Annotated in this window: 21 protein-coding genes; 7 read left to right on the top strand and 14 right to left on the bottom strand. The window is 44.6% G+C overall.

Translation table 11 applies throughout. The features are described from left to right. The 6 genes from fdrA to BMX84_RS07485 form a co-directional block, all read right to left on the bottom strand. Positions 1-1,554: an acyl-CoA synthetase FdrA gene (gene fdrA / locus BMX84_RS07510; RefSeq protein ID WP_091488564.1), complete on the bottom strand. Its 1,554-nt coding sequence runs from the start codon at positions 1,552-1,554 to the stop codon at positions 1-3. Beyond that, positions 1,532-2,452 carry an oxamate carbamoyltransferase subunit AllH family protein gene (locus tag BMX84_RS07505; RefSeq protein WP_091488562.1) on the bottom strand — a complete coding sequence of 307 codons (921 nt, stop codon included), beginning with the start codon at positions 2,450-2,452 and terminating at the stop codon, positions 1,532-1,534. The genes fdrA and BMX84_RS07505 overlap by 23 nt, the downstream gene beginning before the upstream one ends. 21 nt (positions 2,453-2,473) lie before the next feature. Continuing rightward, positions 2,474-4,003 carry a SulP family inorganic anion transporter gene (locus tag BMX84_RS07500; protein WP_091488560.1) on the bottom strand — a complete coding sequence of 510 codons (1,530 nt, stop codon included), beginning with the start codon at positions 4,001-4,003 and terminating at the stop codon, positions 2,474-2,476. Between the two features lie 25 nt (positions 4,004-4,028). Beyond that, positions 4,029-4,694 carry a cysteine hydrolase family protein gene (locus BMX84_RS07495; protein ID WP_091488559.1) on the bottom strand — a complete coding sequence of 222 codons (666 nt, stop codon included), beginning with the start codon at positions 4,692-4,694 and terminating at the stop codon, positions 4,029-4,031. Further along, positions 4,678-6,219 (bottom strand): xanthine permease, encoded by a 1,542-nt coding sequence (locus BMX84_RS07490; protein WP_177165503.1) that lies wholly within the window; start codon positions 6,217-6,219, stop codon positions 4,678-4,680. The genes BMX84_RS07495 and BMX84_RS07490 overlap by 17 nt, the downstream gene beginning before the upstream one ends. A gap of 155 nt (positions 6,220-6,374) precedes the next feature. Beyond that, positions 6,375-8,036, bottom strand: a complete 1,662-nt coding sequence (locus BMX84_RS07485; RefSeq protein WP_091488557.1) for a PucR family transcriptional regulator — start codon at positions 8,034-8,036, stop codon at positions 6,375-6,377. 70 nt (positions 8,037-8,106) lie between these two features. On the opposite strand from BMX84_RS07485, the gene upp reads away from it, so the two are divergent. Further along, the gene (gene upp / locus BMX84_RS07480; RefSeq protein WP_091488555.1) at positions 8,107-8,739 is read left to right on the top strand and encodes a uracil phosphoribosyltransferase; all 633 of its coding nucleotides are present in this window, start codon (positions 8,107-8,109) and stop codon (positions 8,737-8,739) included. 101 nt (positions 8,740-8,840) lie between these two features. Here upp and pta read toward each other — a convergent pair whose 3' ends face one another. Both pta and BMX84_RS07470 read right to left on the bottom strand, forming a co-directional pair. Beyond that, entirely contained in the window at positions 8,841-9,821 is a 981-nt protein-coding gene (pta, locus tag BMX84_RS07475; protein WP_091488553.1) for a phosphate acetyltransferase, read from the bottom strand. Positions 9,822-9,907: 86 nt separating this feature from the next. Then, positions 9,908-10,594 (bottom strand): uracil-DNA glycosylase, encoded by a 687-nt coding sequence (locus BMX84_RS07470; RefSeq protein ID WP_091488551.1) that lies wholly within the window; start codon positions 10,592-10,594, stop codon positions 9,908-9,910. Between the two features lie 114 nt (positions 10,595-10,708). On the opposite strand from BMX84_RS07470, the gene BMX84_RS07465 reads away from it, so the two are divergent. Further along, positions 10,709-11,593, top strand: a complete 885-nt coding sequence (locus tag BMX84_RS07465; protein WP_091488550.1) for a Cof-type HAD-IIB family hydrolase — start codon at positions 10,709-10,711, stop codon at positions 11,591-11,593. A 72-nt stretch (positions 11,594-11,665) separates the two neighbouring features. Here the strand turns inward: BMX84_RS07465 and BMX84_RS07460 are convergent, their stop codons facing one another. From BMX84_RS07460 to BMX84_RS07450, 3 genes are all read right to left on the bottom strand, one after another. Continuing rightward, positions 11,666-12,205, bottom strand: a complete 540-nt coding sequence (locus BMX84_RS07460; protein WP_091488548.1) for an acyl-CoA thioesterase — start codon at positions 12,203-12,205, stop codon at positions 11,666-11,668. A gap of 22 nt (positions 12,206-12,227) precedes the next feature. Continuing rightward, a complete protein-coding gene (locus tag BMX84_RS07455; RefSeq protein WP_091488547.1) occupies positions 12,228-12,848 on the bottom strand; it encodes an NUDIX hydrolase in 621 nt (206 codons plus the stop codon). A gap of 94 nt (positions 12,849-12,942) precedes the next feature. Then, on the bottom strand, positions 12,943-13,677 hold the full coding sequence (locus BMX84_RS07450) for an NAD-dependent protein deacylase (RefSeq protein ID WP_091488545.1): 735 nt from the start codon (positions 13,675-13,677) through the stop codon (positions 12,943-12,945). Positions 13,678-13,826: 149 nt separating this feature from the next. On the opposite strand from BMX84_RS07450, the gene thiD reads away from it, so the two are divergent. The 3 genes from thiD to BMX84_RS07435 all read left to right on the top strand — a co-directional run bounded on the left by thiD (position 13,827) and on the right by BMX84_RS07435 (position 15,610). After that, positions 13,827-14,651: a bifunctional hydroxymethylpyrimidine kinase/phosphomethylpyrimidine kinase gene (thiD, locus tag BMX84_RS07445; protein WP_091488543.1), complete on the top strand. Its 825-nt coding sequence runs from the start codon at positions 13,827-13,829 to the stop codon at positions 14,649-14,651. Positions 14,652-14,725: 74 nt separating this feature from the next. Beyond that, positions 14,726-14,893, top strand: coding sequence for a YvrJ family protein (locus BMX84_RS07440; protein ID WP_091488542.1), 168 nt, complete (start codon positions 14,726-14,728; stop codon positions 14,891-14,893). Positions 14,894-15,025: 132 nt separating this feature from the next. After that, positions 15,026-15,610: an LURP-one-related/scramblase family protein gene (locus BMX84_RS07435; protein ID WP_091488540.1), complete on the top strand. Its 585-nt coding sequence runs from the start codon at positions 15,026-15,028 to the stop codon at positions 15,608-15,610. 65 nt (positions 15,611-15,675) lie between these two features. Here BMX84_RS07435 and BMX84_RS07430 read toward each other — a convergent pair whose 3' ends face one another. From BMX84_RS07430 to BMX84_RS07420, 3 genes are read right to left on the bottom strand one after another with little or no spacing between them, the layout of a single operon-like run. Continuing rightward, positions 15,676-16,236, bottom strand: coding sequence for a GNAT family N-acetyltransferase (locus tag BMX84_RS07430; protein ID WP_091488539.1), 561 nt, complete (start codon positions 16,234-16,236; stop codon positions 15,676-15,678). 23 nt (positions 16,237-16,259) lie between these two features. Further along, the gene (uvrC, locus tag BMX84_RS07425) at positions 16,260-18,041 is read right to left on the bottom strand and encodes an excinuclease ABC subunit UvrC (protein ID WP_091488537.1); all 1,782 of its coding nucleotides are present in this window, start codon (positions 18,039-18,041) and stop codon (positions 16,260-16,262) included. Positions 18,042-18,059: 18 nt separating this feature from the next. Beyond that, positions 18,060-18,317, bottom strand: coding sequence for a hypothetical protein (locus BMX84_RS07420; RefSeq protein WP_091488535.1), 258 nt, complete (start codon positions 18,315-18,317; stop codon positions 18,060-18,062). A gap of 187 nt (positions 18,318-18,504) precedes the next feature. On the opposite strand from BMX84_RS07420, the gene BMX84_RS07415 reads away from it, so the two are divergent. Together BMX84_RS07415 and BMX84_RS07410 are read left to right on the top strand one after the other, a co-directional pair. After that, the gene (locus tag BMX84_RS07415) at positions 18,505-19,488 is read left to right on the top strand and encodes an aldo/keto reductase (protein ID WP_091488534.1); all 984 of its coding nucleotides are present in this window, start codon (positions 18,505-18,507) and stop codon (positions 19,486-19,488) included. Between the two features lie 190 nt (positions 19,489-19,678). Further along, a complete protein-coding gene (locus tag BMX84_RS07410; protein WP_091488532.1) occupies positions 19,679-20,110 on the top strand; it encodes a hypothetical protein in 432 nt (143 codons plus the stop codon). Positions 20,111-20,339 lie beyond the last annotated feature (229 nt).

Here is a 20,339-nt window from a genome sequence, read left to right as displayed (position 1 = left end):
TTACTGTACCTCCTTGTTGGCTATTAAACCGGCAATCATACTAGCCTGCGCATTGCTTTCAGCAACCAATATACCATTGTCAGTCAACTTTCTTTCCTGTTCAGCCAGTCCCTGTTTGTCAGAAGACGTTCCACAGATGTAAGCCACGATAGGAAGATAGCGTCCGGCTTTTTCTGCTTCCTTTTTTGCTTCTTTTAATGTCTCGATAGATTCACCGACAGGATCTTCATGAGAACCGTAACCTAACTCAAAATCCAGCAGTAATACAGCTGTGTTAGGATTCTTGGCTTCTTCCAATATCCGTTCATTTCTTAGATTTGGTTCGATCATAGGATGCGGCTTGCCTTTAGTGAACTCATCATCGCCCATATCAAGGAGGATATGCGTATCACTGACTGATGTATCTTCCAATTTTTCTTCCTGTTTTTTTGCCACATTGCTTTTGATGTTCTCAACACTGCTTCGTAATACAGATAAGGCTTCAGCTGTCATCGTACCTCCGCAGAATAACCCTTTGATATATTGCTGAGAATCTGCCAGACCTTTCACTTCTTCTGTCAAAGCACTGGCCATGTCATCGCTCAATCCTTCATTAAATGTCACTGAGCCATCCAACTGTAAAATCGACTGTTTTGCTGCTTCAATCAGGTTAGGTGCAAAGGATGCACCGGCAGCTTCAACGTCATTTTTATCTCCATCAAGAAAACAGATGACGGCTGGCTTGGCACTGTCTTTCACTTTTTCCAGTATCTTGTCCTGTACCGCTTTTGCAGGTGGTTTTGATATCAGTGTGATGACTTTTGTATTGTCATCTTCTTCAAGTCTTCTTAAACCTTCAAGCATCATGATGCCGCCGACCTGTTCGCTCAAATCACGTCCGCCTGTCCCGATTGCATGCGTGAGTCCATAACCCATCCGATCGATCTGCACAGCCACTTCCTGAAGCCCTGTGCCGGATGCCGCAACCAATCCGATGCCGCCCTGCTTGACTTCATTTGCAAAGCATAAGCCAGTGTTGTTGATCATGGCTGTCCCACAATCCGGTCCCATAACCAGCAGATTTTTTTCGGCTCCAAGTTCTTTCAATGCCTTTTCATCTTCTATAGACACATTATCACTGAAAAGCATAACGTTCAGGCCTTTGTTGAGAGCCTGGCGTGCTTCTCTCGCTGCATATTCTCCTGGCACTGAGATCACAGCCAGGTTAGCATCCGGGAGTTCATTCAAAGCTGCATTAAATGTAGAGACTGATGTGTTTCCTTTATTATTTTTACTTGACTTTTTTGACGTTAATTCTTCATTGATGAAGCTCATGGCATTTTCCAGTGCTTCGTCATTTTCAGCTTTCACAGCAATGATCAAGTCATTTTCTGTTGCTTCCTGACTCTCTTCAGTGGCTAGACCGATATTATCCAATAATTCTTTATTCATTTGTGTGGCCATTGAAACAACGGCATCCACTACACCCTCTTGTGATAAAACTTTGCCTGAAAGCGACATCAATGTCACTGAATCATGATATGCATTTTTTTCAATCGTTACCTTTGTGCTCAAGTTTATCTCTCCTTTTATATTCTATACGCAGTTGTTCTAAAGCAAAACCGACTCCCGACAACATATCTGTTCCAGAAGTGGACCCAATACTGTTGACTTTATCTAAAGACTGAGCGACAGGCACTCTACTATCGAAGAGTGCCAGCAGCGCTTCATTGAATTGACCGTCCAAAGCTAAGTACAGCATATATTTGCTGACTCGCGTCGTTTTGCCTTCGATGTGATCCAGACGCAATTGTCGTCTGATCGGCGCTAAAAAAAGTCGTTCAGTGTCATAATGATAAAGAGCAGCTAAGAGACCTGTTAAGAAATCGTCCCCTGAGGGTGTCAGTCCCACACCGAGTCCAATAAATTTCTTCAGGCTTTCTCCATTGAAATCTTTTGTCAACTGCTGAAGCAGCTGTCTGAAATATCTGTCATAAGCTGACTGAAAGTTAGAACGGTCGTCACTGTCCAGTGACTTTGTCAGATATGCGTTCCCTATCCCTCCGATATTCCCCTGTTCTATAAGGAAACAGTCGACCGTGTGCTGTAAGTCTAAGAGTTGTGTTTCGTTTACTTCCATAGGAGGAATAAGACTTTGCCAGCTGATCGAGGAGTGAAAGAGCAGTCGGTCATTATTTAGACTACCTTGACCATTTTTTTTGAATGTTACCGTATTTCCAACAGCCGCTGTTCTCTTCAAATGATCAAAAGCTTTCTCATTCTTAACTTTGATCATTAAAGGTCCGCGTATCACTTCATCTTTTGCCAGGGTGATGAGCATGTCGGGCCGATTTGTTTCGATATTGATCACTTTATCGAATATATCTACAACAGTACCGACAAGGCCACGTTCTTCAGTTCTATTAATTAAATTGCCGAGTTCGCTGTCCATACTGCTGATTATTATATTCATCTCTTCACCTCATGATCGTATCTACTTTGATCCCTGTTTTTCATCTGGATGTTTATAGAAATGGAAAACAAGTAATCCTAATGCCATTGTTGCATAACCCAAGGCTGCACTCATACCTGTTCCTAAGCCTATTTCCCCGGCATGTATAAAGCCAAAGAATGACAGCGCGGCAGTCAGGAGGCTATAAAAGGCAGCTACCTTGAAGTTTCTGTCGATCAGATAAATAACGATGGTGATGAGCATCATGGAAACCAGGATGTCGGAGGCCCCAAGAACACTCCAGCCTTCATAGTAGACACCGTTGTTTCTTAATACCTGTAAGCCTACTTCATTAGCGCTGGTCCCCGCTGCTGTCAACGCATTGTTGATCTGCAGGATGACAAAACTGCCAATGAAAGGAAGAAGGCCTAATATCATTGCAGGCACATGTTTCGGATCGGCTGTGGTATATGCCTGTGTACCTATAGTCATTGAAATGTAGACCAATATCGGCAGCAAAGCCACTAAAGGTATAACTGACATGACCAGGGGCATCAATCCGACAAACGCCAGGAGCATGACACCTAAGCCTGTAGCAAGTGAATAACCGACTCTTGCTCCTGCAGCTTTCCAGCCGGGATGACCGATGTAGATGATAGTTGGAAATGGGCTTCCTAAAAACGAACCAAGTATGGTCAAAAGTCCCGGTACGAGCAAGGTTAATCCAGTCGGATATTTATCTCCGCCTACTTCAGCACTTTCGATATTATCCAGACTTTCAAGGAAATCATAGATGGCCAGCGGGATCGCAGCAGCTAAAAATGGTGAAATGTAAGCAAATCCGGTCATCAACTGTGAAAAGGCAAATGTAGGGAATGAGAGTGAAAAACCGGCAGCTGCTTCCTGAACAGCACTGACATCCATGTACCCTGTTCCCCAAGCCAGCAGCATCCCAATGATAATGGCCAGAAGACCAGCCGGGATGTTACCAGGCAGTTTCTTATGCGCGATCCATCCACCTAATACGATAACGAGTGTAAGTAAACCAATGTAGGGTGCGCTGAATATCTCACCCATTGGGTTCATTGCGATATAGGTGATCGCAAGACCTGCCAGTGAGCCTAATAATGCACTTCTCGGAATATATTTTTGAATGAAAGGTCCAACGACAGCGCCCAGGGTCATGATGATACCCTGAATCAAATTCCAGGCGACCCCTGTTGACCAGGCAAGCATCCAGTCCTGCGTCTGTGCATAAACCGGCAGCATAACACCGAAAGCCACAATGAAATAGTGAGGAACACTTAAACCGTAAGGCAGAGCAGTCACATCTGACTTATTGCGTTTCACAGACATTCGTCTAGCCTGTACGGCGAATATGATGCCACCAAGTCCCAGGGCTACAGCTGCTCCGGGTACGATATTTCCATAGATGATGTCCCCGGGCATATTGATCGCAGCAAGCAAGCCGATCGCTGCCAGAAAGTTGGTCAGCACGTTACTGAATAAGCCGAAGAAGCCATTCACATCTCCTTTGACGAACCAGGGTGTTGATTGATGATTAGTATCCATTTGATTATCTCCTCATATTCTCTGATTATTTGTTTAACTCGTCTAACAGGTTTTCTGAAGGGGTCGTCCAGCCGAAAATACCACCTTGCTGATTGATCATGCGGATGGAATCTTCATGATCCCGTTTATCGAACGCTGCACAGCAGTCCTCAAGCATCAGACATTCGTAGCCGCGGTCATTCGCTTCTCTGATCGTTGTCTGAACACAGACATGCGTCGTAACACCTGACACGATCAAGCTTTTAATGTTCTTGTTTCTCAAAATGGATTCAAGATCTGTCTGATAGAACGCTCCTTTACCGGGCTTGTCTAAAACCACTTCATTTTCCTTAGGCTGAAGTTCATCGACGATATCATGACCATATTCTCCTCTGACAAGAATCCTGCCCATCGGTCCTTCTTCCCCGATACCTCCGCCTCTTTTAGCTTTACTCTCAGGCACGTCAGACAAATCTGGTCTGTGACCTTCACGGGTATGGATGATGAGCATATTTTTTTCTCTTGCAGCATCCAGTACTTTTTTCACGTTTGGAATAATTGAATTTGTAGCAGAAACATCGTTCCCTAATTTTTCTCCAAAACCACCCGGATACAAGAAGTCTCTCTGCATGTCGATGATCATGAATGCTGTCGTATCGATATCGAACTCGAACTCATATGGTTTTGCCTGTACTTTATAATTTTTTGTCATAGGTAATTCCTCCATTGTTATATTTTTTTAAATAATTCATTAATAAGATGATAAGAGCGACTAGGGCGTAACTTACAGCCAGCTCACCTCCTTCATTGAAGCCTACTGTTTGAGAATGGATCACTCCAAAAAAGGAGAACACCGTACCGATGAACGCCACTAGGCTGGCCTTGTAAAAGTCGTTGTCGATAATGAAACTTAAAATGGCCGACCAGAGCATGCCAACGATGATTGCTCCAGACCCCAAGACGATCATGCCGCTGTATTCAACGCCAGCAGCGCTCAGTAAATCCACGCCGATATCGGCTGCGTTAGTATTTAAAGAGGCCAGACTGTTATCAATGAGGTTTCTTCCCCAATCTGCCAGCCAGGGTATGATCGCGATCACTACTGCCGGTGCATATTTTTTCTCGACCTCCTGGAACGCCTGCGACCCGATAACAAGTCCAACGTAAACTAAGATAGGCAGGATTGCCTCAATAGGTATGATGTTCAATAACAGGGAGATCAGTCCCAGCCAGGTAATCGTCAATATCCCTGCTCCCGTTGCCAGTGTGTAACCGATTCTTGCACCGGCTTCCTTCCAGCCTGGATGGCCGATAAATACCGCTGTAGGAAAAGGACTTCCGAACAAACTGGCCAATATACTGGTCGACCCATCTGCTATCATCGTGTGAAAGGTATTGTAATTATCTCCGGCAGCTTCAGCACTTTCAATGTTATCGATCGTTTCAAACATATTGTAAATGCCCAACGGGATCGCTGAAACCAGGAATGGTGTAGCTTCCGACAGGCCTGAAAAAATTCGGTAAACCGAAAAACTCGGGAGTGAGAGCGAAATAGATTCAAAAGACTCAATAAGCAAGCCTAAGTCCATCAAGCCTGTGGACCATCCAATGATCGTACCAACTATAATGGCTACAAATCCTACAGGTATTTTAAACGGAAAGCTCACTTTACCGAACCAGCCTAATAAGATGATGATTAAAGATATCAATCCAATATAGGGCAGATCAAAGGTCTGCATGGCAGGCGTCATCGCTATAAAGGTTATAGAGGCTCCAGCTAATGATCCCAGCATAGCCGCCCTTGGTATGACTTTTCTTAATCTTTCTCCAAAAATCGCACCGATAAGCTCTATCACGCCTTCAATGAACCCCCATGCTAAACTTGCATACCATGCTAAATACGGATCACCAGTACTCTGGTATACCGGCCCCATGATGAGGTAGACGATCAGGAACATATGCGTGACACTACTGCCGGATGGCAATGAGGTCACTGTGTTTCTATTCTCTTTGACAGCCAGTTTGTATGCCATGACAGAGTAAATGACACTGCTTACAAAAATGGATAAGCCAACTGCGGGAAGTATGGTACCAAACGTGATATCAGCCGGAATCCCTATGGCCATCAGCAGACCAGCCATGACTAATAGATTCGTCAAATTATTTGTAAACAAACCAAAAAATCCGTCGATATCAGTACGCTGCCATATTTTTATTTTCTTACGCTGGTTATACATACCGTTCTCCTTCAACTATTTTTTGTGTAAATTCATAGTATCACTCACGCGTCTATTAATCATTGGCATGATTTGCTATAAAAAACGCTTTCTTATAGTTGCTTTATGACAAACAGTAAGCCCTGCAACATTTTGTCGCAGGGGCCAAGTCATTATTAAGTTGCGTTCAAATATGAGAGAAGCTGACACGCGACGGCGATCTCGATCATTTCATTTCCATCTTTTATCTCTATTCCAAGTTCTTTTAATTTGCCGATCCTATATCTTAATGAGTTGTAATGGATATACAATTCATCCGCACTTTTCTTCACATTCATATTATTCCGAATAAGCACTTTCAATGTTTGAATCAGTTCCATGTCGTTTTTTTCGTCACTCATTATCACTTGTCCTAATTTTTCATCCACATACTTCTTCAGGTATTCTTTATCGTCAATGAGGTGAAATAATCTGAAAATCCCTATGTTCTGATAAAATTCGATAAATGATTGGCTTTCATATACCTCTTTGTAAACATTTTGAACTAGCACGGCATCTTCATATGCTGTCCTGATTTCTTCGATCGAATAGATTTTATTTGAGATACTGATTTTTACAGCCCCATAACTACTTAAACGCTGTACGATCTGTTCGCTTGCTTTCTTAAGTTTTGAAGACAGGTCATTGACAAGCGCAATACTGATGAAACATATGATCCGATTGTCATGCAGTGCTACTTTACAATTTTCAGCAGGCATTTCACAGCTTCGGGCAATTTCTTCTGGAATTATCCCACTGTCTATCGCCTTATAGTGGTTGGCTATTTTATTGTCTCCAAATTCGTTCGAAATTTCGATCAGTATGATCGTATTGGGAAAGTGAAAGTTCCATTTAAAAACTTTGGCTTTCTCGATCAGTTCCGACTGAAACTTATAATTTTCGTTGATGATGTCACGTATGAAATTATCCAGATAATTCCTCTCTTTTTGAATGAGAGACTGGCGGTTCTGCAGTAAGAACGCCAACAGGATGATCGCTTGTTCAATAACGATATCCAAATGTTCCAGCTTGCCTTTTTTTTCGTTTTTGATCAGAATGAGATAGCCTAAAACCTTTTCACCCGCATCGATCGGCTGTATCATGACGTCTTTGCGTAAATACGTATTCCCTTCAAACTTTATACAGGGCGCTGCATCACTATAATCAATGCTTTGGATCGATTTGAAATAAAAGCTGTCATCAATGATCTTGAAATCAACTGACTCCCCATATCGCGATGACTCTATAAACTTCAACTGTTCACTTATTATAACGATTTCCATACTTGTCACGACAGATACATAAGACAGTAAATCCTTTATGTCCGCTCCACTAAGCAGTAAGGTGTGAAGTTTGCTGGATATACTTTCTCTAAATTCGAGTTCTTTTGTTTTCTTCCCAAGTAATTCAGTCAAAATATCATTTGAGAGAAAAGAGAAGTTTGAAGACGATGGTAAGCGCAATAAAGGAAATGACAATTCATCCGCCTGTTCAAGCATGTAAGAAGGAATTTCCTGGATATACCTTCCGACTTTAATGGCAACTCCTGCCAATCCCAGCTTTTTCAACTCAGGAATAAACCTTTCCATAGCTGAAGCATCATCAACAATTGGATACAAAGTCGTAAACAACAGCCCCCCCTGGTCAACATACGCTGAAATATCCGGCACCTCCATCACGTATACATTCTCAATGTGATTGTTCAGGCCATTGTATCCAGCCGCAACTTTAACTTCCTGAAAGCTCTCAAGCTTTAATATTTCATTCAGAGTAACTTTCAACTGTACACCTACTTTCAAAAATTAATCCTTGTGTATGATTGGATTATACTGTAGCATACACTATTAGTAAAAAGAAGGAGAGATTAAATTGACAAAAGACGTATTTGTTTTTGACCATCCACTATTACAGCATAAACTGACGATGATCCGCAAAAAAGAAACAGGATCTAAAGAATTCCGGGAGTTGGTTCAGGAAGTCTCTTCCCTCATGGCTTATGAAATGACGAAGTCCCTGCCTCTGGAAGAAGTGGAAATCGAAACGCCGATCACGAAAACAAAATCTTTTGTTTTAAGTGGAAAAACAATTGCGATCGTGCCGTTGATGCGTGCCGGTCTAGGAATGGTAAATGGTATCTTAAATATGATTCCTGTTGCTAAAGTGGCTCATGTCGGCTTATATAGAGATCCTGACACACTTGAAGCGGTGGAATACTATGCTAAATTTCCAAAAGACATCAGTGAGAGAGAAATCTTTATTGTCGATCCTATGCTGGCAACGGGCGGAACGGCTATTGCTGCCATCCAGGCCCTGAAAAACAGAGAAGCGAAGAATATTAATTTCATTTGCCTGATCGCTTCTCCAGAAGGGATTTCTGCTGTTCAAAACGAATTCCCGGATGTTCAGATATTTACAGCAGCCATCGATCCTGGACTAAATGAGAAAAGTTATATCACTCCAGGCTTTGGAGATGCCGGCGATCGGTTGTTCGGCACTAAGTAAGACTGAAAAAGCCCCTGAAATCTCAGAGATTTCAGGGGCTTTTTGCATATAGTACAGTTTATAAAAGCTTCCAGTCACTTCTTAAAGCTTTATATGACAGCTTAGTCCTGGATTGCCTGGTTAGCCGTGATAATGGCCGTTTTGTAGACATCTTCTTCGACAGAACCACGGGACAAGTCGGAGATCGGCTTGTTCAGACCTTGTAAAATAGGTCCGACGGCTTCAAAGTTACCGAAACGCTGAGCGATTTTGTAGCCAATGTTTCCAGATTGCAATTCAGGGAAAACAAAGACAGTGGCCTGACCGGCTACGTTTGAATCAGGGGCTTTCTGTTTAGCAACTGAAGAAACGAAGGCTGCATCAAACTGAAGTTCACCGTCGATCTCGAATTCAGGAGCCATTTCTTTAGCGATACGTGTGGCTTCCTGTACTTTTTCAACTTCGGGAGCTTGAGCAGAACCTTTAGAAGAGAAGCTCAATAGAGCAACTTTTGGATCGATGTCGAACATCTTGGCTGTACGCGCACTTTCCACAGCAATTTCTGCCAGGACTTGTGCATCCGGGTTCGGATTGATGGCACAGTCAGAGAACACATATTTTTCCTGACCACGGCCACGCAGCATGATGAATGCGCCTGACGTACGGCTGACGCCTGGACGTGTCTTGATGATCTGCAGGGCAGGTCTGACTGTGTCACCAGTTGAATGGATGGCTCCACTGACTAGACCGTCTGCTTTGTCCATATAAACAAGCATCGTGCCAAAATAGTTGACATCGCGAAGCTGTTCTCTTGCCTGTTCTTCCGTTGCCTTACCTTTACGGCGCTCGACAAAGGCATTGACCATTTCATCATATTCATCATAAGCATGCGGGTTCACGATATCGATGCCTGTCAAGTCGAAGCCGTGTTCTTTAGCTACGCCTAGTACTTCATCCTTGTCTCCGATAAGAATAGGTGTGAGTAATTCGTCGTGGTATAAACGAACGACTGCTCCTAAAATTCGTTCATCGGTTGCTTCTGGAAAGACGATCTTCAAGTCTTTTCCTTTGATTTTGCTTTTTAAACTGTCAAATAATTCCACAGATTTTCCCTCCATAGTTGTTTTTCTACATCTTCAATCTTACCACTTTCTAGAAGAAAATTACAGTAGACTCCTTTAAGTTTTACTTATACATTCACTTTTTCAGGGAGTCTCCAGTCTATCGGTTCTTCTCCCATTTCTTTCAAGGCCTCATTCGTTTTGGAAAAAGGATGTGAACCAAAGAAACCTCTATAGGCAGATAACGGACTTGGGTGTGCTGAAGTGATGACTATGTGCTTCTCTTCATCGATCATCTTGCGTTTTGCTTTAGCCGCATTCCCCCATAAAAGGAAAACGACCGGTTTTTCACGCGCATTCAGTGCCCGGATCACTTCATCCGTCAAGTCTTCCCAGCCTTTTTTCTGATGGGAATGCGCTTCTCCCTTTCGGACAGTCAAGACTGTATTCAAAAGCAATACCCCTTCTTCTGCCCACTTCCTGAGATACCCATGCGACGCCGGCGGGATACCCAGGTCGCTTTCCAGCTCTTTATACATGTTGCGCAGGGAAGGAGGAATCGAGATGTCAGGGTTGACAGAAAAGCTGAGTCCATGGGCCTGGTTTTCACCGTGATACGGATCCTGCCCCAGCAGGACGACTTTCACTTCATGATAAGGTGTCCACTGAAAGGCCTGCCAGATATTTTCTTTTTCCGGATAAACCGCCCCCGTTTTGAACTCTTCTTTCAAGAATTCTCTAAGCGCTCGATACGATTCCTTTTCAGCTGCTCTTTCCAGAATAGGTTTCCAGTCATTGTCTACAGGGATAGTCATTATCATTCTCCTTTCGGTTTTCTCTTCAACAAAAAATATTTTTCTTATGTCCTGTCACTCTTTTTTTGGTATGCTACTCTTAGATCATTATGAAGAAAAAAGGAGTAGACACACATGATAAAATTAATCGTCTCAGATATGGACGGCACACTGCTCGATGAAGATATGGAAATAAGTCAGGCAAACATTTCCGCTATCAAACGGGTGCAGAGCCAAGGCATCCACTTTGCCATTGCGACCGGACGCGATTTCCCGCTGGCATACCCTTTACTGGAAGAGAACGGGATAAAATGTCCGCTGATCGCCCAGAACGGTGCCCAGTACTTTGATGAGAATGGCACGAATAAATACAACCGCGGTTTGGAAAAAAGTACGGTCAGAAAGATGCTGTCGCTTTTCTCCGGCTACGAGGACCTTCACGAAGAACTCATGACGAACAAAGGCATCTACTCTGATAATAAAGATAAACGTCTGGAAATGCTTGCCATGATGATTTATGATATGAATCCGGATACCTCTTACGAAGAAGCCCTCGAAAAGGCTGCTGAATTTGCAGACAAACTGCAGATCAATTTTGTCGATGATTATCAGGAGATCATCAATGACGACAGTGCCATCATCCTTAAAGTCTCTGTACATTCCAGCAAGGGACGTGAGGTGCTGGACCCGCTGAAAGAAGAGCTGCACCGCGAAATCCCGATCCTGGCTATTACAGCTTCCAGCAAACGTAATCTGGAAATCAACCACGAAGCGGCTCAAAAAGGCATCGCTGTCTCCCAGCTGGCTAAGCAGCTTGGGCTCAAATCTGATGAAGTCATGACGATCGGCGACAATCTCAATGACATCTCCATGCTTGAATGGGCAGAATATTCAGTGGCTGTTGCGAATGCTGAACCTGAAGCAAAACAGGCTGCACGATTCGAGACCTCCAGCAACCGGCAGAACGGTGTGGCTGAGGCGATCTCACGTGTATTGAGCGGGAAATTATACACGGACTAATGTTTTTTCCAGCAGCCTGTCTTTCCTCAAGACCACTTTCTTAGTGGTCTTTTTTTTGTCTTCAGTTAAGGTTCAAGCTTGATCTTTGATCCATGGGGGTAATATAGAAATGGCTTCGACCAGTTTTTCATTGGCCTGGCGGTCTGCCAGACGTCTTTGCCGGCGGTCCTGATATTTGCCACAAATCATCTGCTCTTCATTGTCTTCTGACTGGATGAGCGGCAATGCTTCATTTGAACTCAGGCCAACAACAACAAATGTGATGAAGCTGGTCGCCGCTATGTAGCGTTCACCCGTCACTAGATCTTCTCCAAGCACCTTGGCGAACACCTCGACTGATGTGCGTCCGGCACCAGTGACATAGGATTCCACGCAGACAGAATGTCCCGGTTCGACGGGGTGGATAAAATGCAGCTCATCCATGGATGCCGTTACGATATCGTTTGTGCGTGCAAAGCGCGAAACTGATATTGAGGCCGTATCGTCGATCAGGCTCATCAGCTTCCCTCCAAAAAGGGTCTGATGATCATTCAGATCCGGTGGAAGGATGCGATGGGTCTGAACGACTCTGGTCTCGTTGCATGTCAGTACTTTACGGTTGTCATTTGTCATTTTCATCATCCTTAGATTTGATTTAGTCTGCTTTATTTGCTTCGTTTTTTATCAGTTCACTGAACCGGTGTGTCAGGTGGGCTGTATAGCCCCAGAGATAATGGTCGGACAGACGATAAAAAGGGATCTGCTGAGTGACGTTCCGCCATTTATACTTCTGACCGCCGGAGATCAGTTCGACCGGAAAGTCAGCATCCCGTTCCATTTTTAGCCGGGTCTCATAATACTTTGGTTCTGTGGTCAAAAAATAGTCCAGAGGTATCGTGAAAACAGCTTCTACTTCTTCATTGGGTTCCAGTCTGTCTGCATCCACTTCTGGAAGCCAGCCGACGAAGCACTTGATGATATGGTTCTGCTTTACTATATAGTCCATTTCACCAAGCACCGTTATTTTCCCCCTGTCCAACACGAGCTCCTCTTCCGTTTCTCTGAGAGCCGCTTCCTCAAAGGTTTCCCCCGTCTCTAGTGCACCGCCGGGGAAAGAGGTTTCTCCAGGCTGAGACACCCGGTGGCTCCTGACTTCATATAGTATATGGATCGCCTCATTCACCCGTACCAGCGGTAATAAAACGGCATACTTGCTCTGTTTTGTAATGGCATCCGGTTGGTGATCTGCCATCATGTCTCTGATTTTTTCTATCATACTCTCACCTGCCTAATCTGTTTCCATTAAAATCTATTATACTCATTCAGTTATCTCTATCCATCCTAGCATACTCAGTTAAGTGATCCTTCTGCTATTCAGTAGTCAAGCAGCGCTGCAGCTCTTCGACCCACTCGCCGATGGGCCTGTGAAATACATATGAAAAGGCAGTATTTAAGGGCGTTCCTTCTCTATTGATCAGGGCACTTTTGTCTCCTTTATAATCGTATATCAGTCCAGCCGCCGGGTAAACATTTAAACTGGTCCCCATGACCAGCAGGATATCCGCCTCACTCACGGCCTGAACACTTTTTTGAAGCACTTCTCTGTCTAACACTTCCCCGTAAAGAGTAATGGCCGGACGTGCCCATTCGCCCTTCACCCTCAACTCGTTTTCATGCCTGACTGCTTCATCCAGCGAGGTCGTGCTTCCGGATTCCGTTATCACAGTGCTGGCATTGCCGTGAAGTTCCAGGATCCGTGTGTTTCCTGCTTTCTGATGAAGGCCATCGATATTCTGCGTGATGACTGTTACTTCATGCCCCTTGTCTTCCAGCTGTTTCAGAAAAAGGTGACCGGTATTTGGACAGGCATCCGGAAAAAGCAGTTTTTCATTGTAAATACGGTAAAAATCTTTCGGATGGTCATTAAAGAACGAAGCACTCAGGACTTCTTCCATAGGAACGCCCTGTTCAGTATCTTCACTATACAAGCCTTCAGCCGATCTGAAGTCCGGTATCCCACTCTCTGTGGATACACCGGCACCGGTGATCACAACAACTTTCTGTCCGGTTTCAAACCACTTTGCTACACGTTCAATTGCATCCATTCTATCCTCTCCTGTTCTTCACCATAATCTCTCTGAATATTTTGCGGATTCTGTCTATAAGCATTATACTTAGGTTGTAAAGAAAGTATACTATTTCTTACTAGTATTTAGTATCTTAACACTTATCACTAAACTATGGAGGTTACATCATGACAAAACCTAATTTAACATTGACGATTGCCGGGAACGATGCAAGCGGGGGGGCAGGAATAGCCGCTGACCTGAAGACCTTTGCCGAATACGGAACGTATGGTATCGCTGCTTTGACAACGATAGCAACAATGGATCCTGAAAATAACTGGAGCCATGGTGTCACAGCAATCAATGCACACGTCGTCAAAGATCAGCTGGTCACTGCTTTTGCCGGACCAAAAATCGGTGCGGCAAAGACTGGCATGCTGCCAGATGCAGATGTCGTCAACGTTATTGCAGATAAGATGGAACAGCACAGGGACACACCCCTGGTCGTCGATCCTGTGATGGTATGCAAAGGAGAAGATGAAGTGCTCAACCCGCAGAATGTTGAGGCGATCAAGAACCGTCTGATCCCTCTGGCAACTGTGACGACTCCTAATTTGTTTGAAGCCGGCCAGCTGGCAGAACTGGGACTTCTCTTCAATCTCGAAGATATGAAAAAAGCAGCCAAGATCATACACGAAAAAGGAGCAAAAATCGTCGTTGTCAAAGGCGGCAAGGCCCTTGCTGGTAATGAAGCGATCGACTTGGTTTATGACGGAAATGAGTATATCACACTGACTTCCCCGAAAGTCGAAAACGCCAATAACCACGGTGCCGGCTGTACCTTTGCTGCAGCGATCACAGCAGGTATTGCTCAGGGGCTTGATCCCATAGAGGCTATCAGAAAAGCGAAAACCTTTGTGACCGAAGCCATCGAAGCCGGCTTTGAGTACAACGAGTTTGTGGGACCCGTCTTCCACAGCGGCTACCGGTTGAACAGACAGGATTCCATCTAAATTCACTACCCTGTAAAACTGCGGTGACATATCCTTCTCTTTATCCGTTATTGTAGATAGAGAGGAGGAAGACGATGGATACTCAATTGACACTTTTCACGACGGCTCTGGACATGATAGCGAATGTCGGCTTTCCTATCTTCATTTCGCTGTTTCTGCTCCACCGGATGGAAAATAAAATCGATGCGATCGTTGTTGCCTTGAAAGAACTGACGACCGTCATGTCTCACAGCGGTAAATAGTACCGGCAAAAGAGTGCAGAGCTAATTACCGCTGCACTCTTTTCGTATGTTCGATCCCCTTTTATAATCTCAGCAACAAGTGTTATAATAAAGAAAAGGTTGGATGTATGACACGCAAAGAGGTGATCAGAAATGGTTCGTTTATATATAAAACAGGAATTCATGTCGAAACAGGACCGGCTTATCGTCTCGGACCCTAAAGGGCAGGAAGTTTACCTGATCGTCGGCAAATGGGGACGTTTAGCCGATAAACTTTCCGTCTTCGCCATAGATGGCTCGCGCTTACTCGATGTCAGACAGGTGACCCTATCCGTTTTTCCACAATTTCAATTTTATGTCGATGCCGAAAAAATCGGAAGTCTGAAAAAACGTCCCGGGATCAGAGGGATCAAGAACCCTTTTTTCACACTCACGGGGCTGAACTGGGTGATCACTGGGGATTTTGAGAAGAAACGCTTTACTATCCGGCATTTGGGCAAAAAGATAGGAACGATAGATAAAAACATTTCATATTTGGGCGAATTCTACACTGTCAACTTAGTTAATGAAGAGGATGCACCCGTTGCTTGTGCCGTGACTGTCCTCTTGGATCATTATGCCGAAAACAAAGAGCTTGTGTGGAAACGCAGACATCAGCAGAAGTACAGTCTGGGATTCATGCACCCGATTTGGATGCGATTAAAACAGAGACTGCTTCAAAAAGAGAAACTGGATTAAATAACAGGACCCTCATGACTTACGTCAGAGCGCTTAAGGCGCCTCTACAGTCATGAGGGTCTTTTTTATAGCTGTTTCTGCATATGGTCATAGTCATGATTCGCGAGGACGACCTCACCCGTTTTTTTGAATCCCAGGCGTGCGTAAAGGGCTTTGGCCTGAGGGTTTTGGTGATCGACATTCAGGGCGATAACCGGCAGGCCGCTTTCCTTTGCCCGGACGAACGTCGCTTCCAGCAGTTCTTTACCGATCCCTTGACCTCTATAGGCCTGATGTGTGACCAGCGAATCCAGGTACCACTCTCCATCGATGCTTTCTTCTTCATCATAGGTTTCAAAGACCGGCAGACCGTACTCTTTCAGTATCGTTTCAATCGGTTCATATGAATCAGAAACAGAACCGCCTTTGTATCCGAAGAAAAAGCCGGCCACATGTCCCTCCACTTCTTTGACTACTGCATTTCTGTAATTATGACGGAATCTTTCCTGTTTAGCTGCTTCGACCAGTGCCGGTTTCAGCTCATCCCAGCGGCTTTCCTGCATAACAGGAAGTTCCATATCCGTCAGTATGACTTTAAACAAGTCGGTGATAGCTTCTGCATCCTCTTTTCGTGCCTCTCTGATCATTCTATACCCTTCCCTTATTCGTTCTAGCTGTTCTGCTTCACAGTATCTTTAATGCGCTCCGCCACTTTTACCGGGATCCCCAGAGCTGTGATCTCCTCAAGGTCTGCTTCCTGAAGTCGTTTCATTGACTTGAAGTGCCGCAGTACCTTCGTCCGTGTTTTTGGACCGACCCCTTCGACATCGTCAAGCTGGCTCGTGAAACTATTTTTTCCGCGCACATTCCTGTGAAAGGTGATCGCGAACCGGTGGACTTCCTCCTGTATCCGCTGAACTAGATGGAAAGCCTGACTTCTTGGATTCAAAACGACAGGTTCCAGCTCATTACCGAAAATGAGACCGGCCGTACGGTGTTTCTTGTCCTTGACCATGCCGGCGACGGGAATATCCAGTCCGAATTCATTTTCCAGCACATCGCGTGCCGCATTCACCTGCACTTTACCGCCATCCATGAGGATCAGGTCAGGCATGTCTTTTCTTTCTTTCAAAAGACGTGAATACCGCCTCCGGATCACTTCCTGAGTGGTCGCGAACTCGTTGCTGCCTATGACTGTGCGGATTTTATACTTCCGGTAGTTGTTTTTATCCGGGACCCCGTCTTTAAAGGAGACCATCGCTGAAACGGGATTAGTCCCCTGAATGTTGGAATGGTCGAAAGCCTCGATGCGTTCGATATAAGGCAGCCCCAGCACGTCGGAAAGTTCTTCGATTGCTCCCGTCGTTTTCTGTTCTTTCATCTCGATCAGACGGAACTTCTGTTTCAGTGATATTTCACTATTTTTTCCGGTCAAGTCAAGCAGTTCTTTTTTTCGTCCACGCTGAGGGACAAGAACTTTCGTTTCCAGGGCTTCTTCTAAAAGATCTGTATCAACCGTTTCTGGTACATAGACCTCTTTGGGCTTCCGATTATTTTTATCTTCATAATACTGAAGGATAAAACTCATCAGTTCCTCTTCAGGTGTATCGATGATCGGAAACATCGTCGCTTCCCGCTTGATCAGTGTCGCCTGACGCACGAAAAAGACCTGGATCGAGATCCAGCCCTTATCCATATAATAGTTGAAGAAGTCTCTGGCTGTATAATTATTGGAAATGATCGACTGTTTCTCGACCGTCCGTTCGATATAGGAAATCTGATCACGGAATTCAGCTGCACGTTCGTAATTCATTTCTTCAGCAGCTTCCTGCATTTTCTGTTTCAGATCCCGCTTGATGTCCGAGACATTACCATTCAAGAAAGACTTGATGCGTCTGATCTGTTCCTCATATTCCTCCACCGGCACCTCGTGGTCGCAGGGACCGATGCACTGTCCGATGTGATAATACAGACATGCCCGTTTCTGATGTCCGTTGCACTTGCGCAGCGGATAGATTTTCTGAATCAGCTGCTTGGTTTCAGACGCCGCCCAGACATCTGGATAGGGACCGAAGTAATGTGCGCCGTCCTTTTCCACTTCTGACGTAATGACCAGCTGAGGATCCCGTTCATTCGTGATCTTCAGATAAGGGTAACTCGTTCCGCGTTTCAAGCGGATATTGTATTTTGGCTGGTGTTTTTGAATCAGGGTCACTTCTAAAAGGAGGGCTTCTTTGTCTGAACCGGTCACGATCGTTTCATAATCCACGATATCCTCGACCAGCCGTTTGGTCTTCCCTTCATGTTCGCCTCGGAAATAAGAGCGCACCCGATTCTTAAGGTTTTTAGCCTTACCGATATAGATGATTTGGTCATGTTCATTTTTCATGATATAGCAGCCCGGCAGATCCGGAAGCAGCTTCAGTTTGTTCTCGATCAATTCATTCGACAAAAAAACACCTCCTTTTGCTTAGTCTTTTGTCGCTTCGAAAATATACAGGGAATAAAAAGCATTGAAATCTGATCGTCCGACTTCCACGCCTTGATAATTATAGGTCTTGCCCAGTTCATGTTCACCTTTTTTCACTGCCTCATCGATGGCATCTGCTATGTCCGCATACAGCTCATCGATCTGTTCTTCACTCAAAGTGCCATGTTCTTTCTGCCATCTGTCCAGAAAGGCCTGCTCGTCCTTGCCTTTGTAAAACTCTATCATGACCTCTTCCATGTTCCCCTCCTCCATTCCTGTATTCCTTATAGTCATCGCTATTTTACCAAAAACGGGAACATTTGTCAGCTTTTGGGGAAGCGATGCTGAAATGAAAAGGTTTTACAGGAATACAGACAAAAAAAGTTAAACGCTTACTTTTTATGTGGTATACTTATTCACAGATCAATTAAAAGGAGTAGATGGAATGAAATACAATAAATTAGGCAATTCTGGCATGGAGATCAGCGAGCTCGGTTTTGGCACATGGGCTATCGGCGGCAGCTGGGGCTCTCATGATGATGAAGAAGCATTAAAAGGATTGAACCGTGCCATGGATGCTGGCGTCAACTTCTTTGACACGGCTGATGTGTACGGCGATGGACACAGTGAGGAACTTCTGGCCAAAGCCACAAAAGGAAAAGAAGATTCCATCCATATCGCGACTAAATTCATACGTAAAGGCGACATCGATGATCCGGCCAATTACTCTGAAGAACAGATCCGGTCGTACCTGGAAGACAGTCTGCGTCGACTGGACCGTGAGCGGATCGATCTATACCAGATCCACTGTGCTCCGCTTCAGATGCTGAAGGAAACGGACGTCTTCCCTATCCTTGACAAGCTCAAAAAAGAAGGGAAAATCAGAAGTTACGGTGTGAGTGTCGAGACAGACGAAGAAGGTCTGTATGTTTTGAACAACACCGATGCCAGTGCCCTGCAGGTCATCTTCAACGTGCTGAGACAGAAACCGCTCAAGGAACTGTTCCCGAAAGCACAGGAGAAAAATGTCGGCATACTGGCACGCGTTCCTTTAGCCAGCGGCCTTCTGACTGGTAAATTCACGAAAGACCACACCTTTGAAGAAGATGATCACCGCAACTTCAATAAAGATGGTCAGGCCTTCAACGTTGGGGAAACATTCGGCGGTCTGCCATTTGAAAAAGGCGTGGAACTGAGTGAGCAGCTGGCCTGGATGGCTGATGAGCGCGGCAGTCGTGTGCGTGCGGCCCTGAAATGGGTCATGCAGCAGGAAGCCGTCACCAGCGTGATCCCGGGATTCAAGAATGAGAAACAGATCATCGACAATCTGAAGTCACTTGAAGTCAAGGATTTCAGTCAGGATGAGCTGAAACGCCTCAATGATTTTTACTGGGAAAATGTCCATGATCATATCCGCGGTCCTTATTAAAATCTAATTTTTCTGATGAAAGCCCTTAGTCAACTTTTCTGATTAAGGGCTTTTTTCTGTGCCGTTGAGCTATGTCAATAGAGAACATTCATTGTAACAGAAATTTAATAAATACATATATATTGTGCTCCCAACCCTTATCTGATACCATATATAGTGTAAAAACAATATTTGAGAGGAAGTTATACACATGGAATTTTTACCTACTTCCTACGTAGAAGAATACGTAGCAACGCGTCCCAATCCACTCAACGAACTCGGAGAATTCGTCTACAGTCGTACCTATTCCCGCTGGCTCGAAGACAAAGGTCGCAGAGAATACTGGCACGAAACAGTGAAACGCGCGATCGAATACAACATGGCCCTTGAGTATAAACATCTGAAAAAAATCGGTTACTCCATCCATCTGAAACAGATGCGCGAGGAAGCCAAGGAACTGTTTGAAAATATCTACAACACAAAACAGTTCACTTCCGGCAGGACCCTCTGGCTGGGAAATGCCAATGAGAAAGTGAATAAAGATTTTGCATTAGGAAACTTCAACTGTTCCTTCCTGTCGATCGAAACATGGGAAGATTTAGGCGAACTTTTCTATCTGCTTATGGTCGGTAAGGTAAAATAGCCCAGTGCCGACGTTAAACCTTGTGAACCTGTACTAACAGGGTGTGCACGAAAGTGTGCTAACGATGAAGGCTTCTAAGCTAATATCGTGCCAAGCTGTGTTCTGTCTCTTTAATGGTCGAATCAAAAGACTTCAGACAGGATAGAGAAGGTGTAGAGACTATCGAAAAGATCATGCATTGTCGCGAGGACATCGTGTGATAACTGAGTAGAGTAGCGGTCACGTGAAA

This window comes from Alkalibacterium putridalgicola, from assembly GCF_900109825.1.
Taxonomy (GTDB): Bacteria; Bacillota; Bacilli; order Lactobacillales; family Carnobacteriaceae_A; genus Alkalibacterium; species Alkalibacterium putridalgicola.
The sequence above is the reverse complement of the archived record's forward strand: the minus strand, read 5'-3'. Positions and strand labels throughout refer to the sequence as shown.

Bases quoted from the DNA above. Each gene is read 5' to 3' on its own strand.
- BMX84_RS07440 (WP_091488542.1), top strand. From the start codon at position 14,726: ATGGATACTCAATTGACACTTTTCACGACGGCTCTGGACATGATAGCG.
- BMX84_RS07465 (WP_091488550.1), top strand. From the start codon at position 10,709: ATGATAAAATTAATCGTCTCAGATATGGACGGCACACTGCTCGATGAA.
- BMX84_RS07500 (WP_091488560.1), bottom strand. From the start codon at position 4,003: ATGGATACTAATCATCAATCAACACCCTGGTTCGTCAAAGGAGATGTG.
- BMX84_RS07415 (WP_091488534.1), top strand. From the start codon at position 18,505: ATGAAATACAATAAATTAGGCAATTCTGGCATGGAGATCAGCGAGCTC.
- BMX84_RS07430 (WP_091488539.1), bottom strand. From the start codon at position 16,236: ATGATCAGAGAGGCACGAAAAGAGGATGCAGAAGCTATCACCGACTTG.
- BMX84_RS07410 (WP_091488532.1), top strand. From the start codon at position 19,679: ATGGAATTTTTACCTACTTCCTACGTAGAAGAATACGTAGCAACGCGT.
- BMX84_RS07495 (WP_091488559.1), bottom strand. From the start codon at position 4,694: ATGACAAAAAATTATAAAGTACAGGCAAAACCATATGAGTTCGAGTTC.
- thiD (WP_091488543.1), top strand. From the start codon at position 13,827: ATGACAAAACCTAATTTAACATTGACGATTGCCGGGAACGATGCAAGC.
- BMX84_RS07420 (WP_091488535.1), bottom strand. From the start codon at position 18,317: ATGGAAGAGGTCATGATAGAGTTTTACAAAGGCAAGGACGAGCAGGCC.
- BMX84_RS07455 (WP_091488547.1), bottom strand. From the start codon at position 12,848: ATGATAGAAAAAATCAGAGACATGATGGCAGATCACCAACCGGATGCC.
- BMX84_RS07470 (WP_091488551.1), bottom strand. From the start codon at position 10,594: ATGACTATCCCTGTAGACAATGACTGGAAACCTATTCTGGAAAGAGCA.
- BMX84_RS07450 (WP_091488545.1), bottom strand. From the start codon at position 13,677: ATGGATGCAATTGAACGTGTAGCAAAGTGGTTTGAAACCGGACAGAAA.
- BMX84_RS07435 (WP_091488540.1), top strand. From the start codon at position 15,026: ATGGTTCGTTTATATATAAAACAGGAATTCATGTCGAAACAGGACCGG.
- BMX84_RS07490 (WP_177165503.1), bottom strand. From the start codon at position 6,219: ATGTATAACCAGCGTAAGAAAATAAAAATATGGCAGCGTACTGATATC.
- BMX84_RS07505 (WP_091488562.1), bottom strand. From the start codon at position 2,452: ATGAATATAATAATCAGCAGTATGGACAGCGAACTCGGCAATTTAATT.
- BMX84_RS07460 (WP_091488548.1), bottom strand. From the start codon at position 12,205: ATGACAAATGACAACCGTAAAGTACTGACATGCAACGAGACCAGAGTC.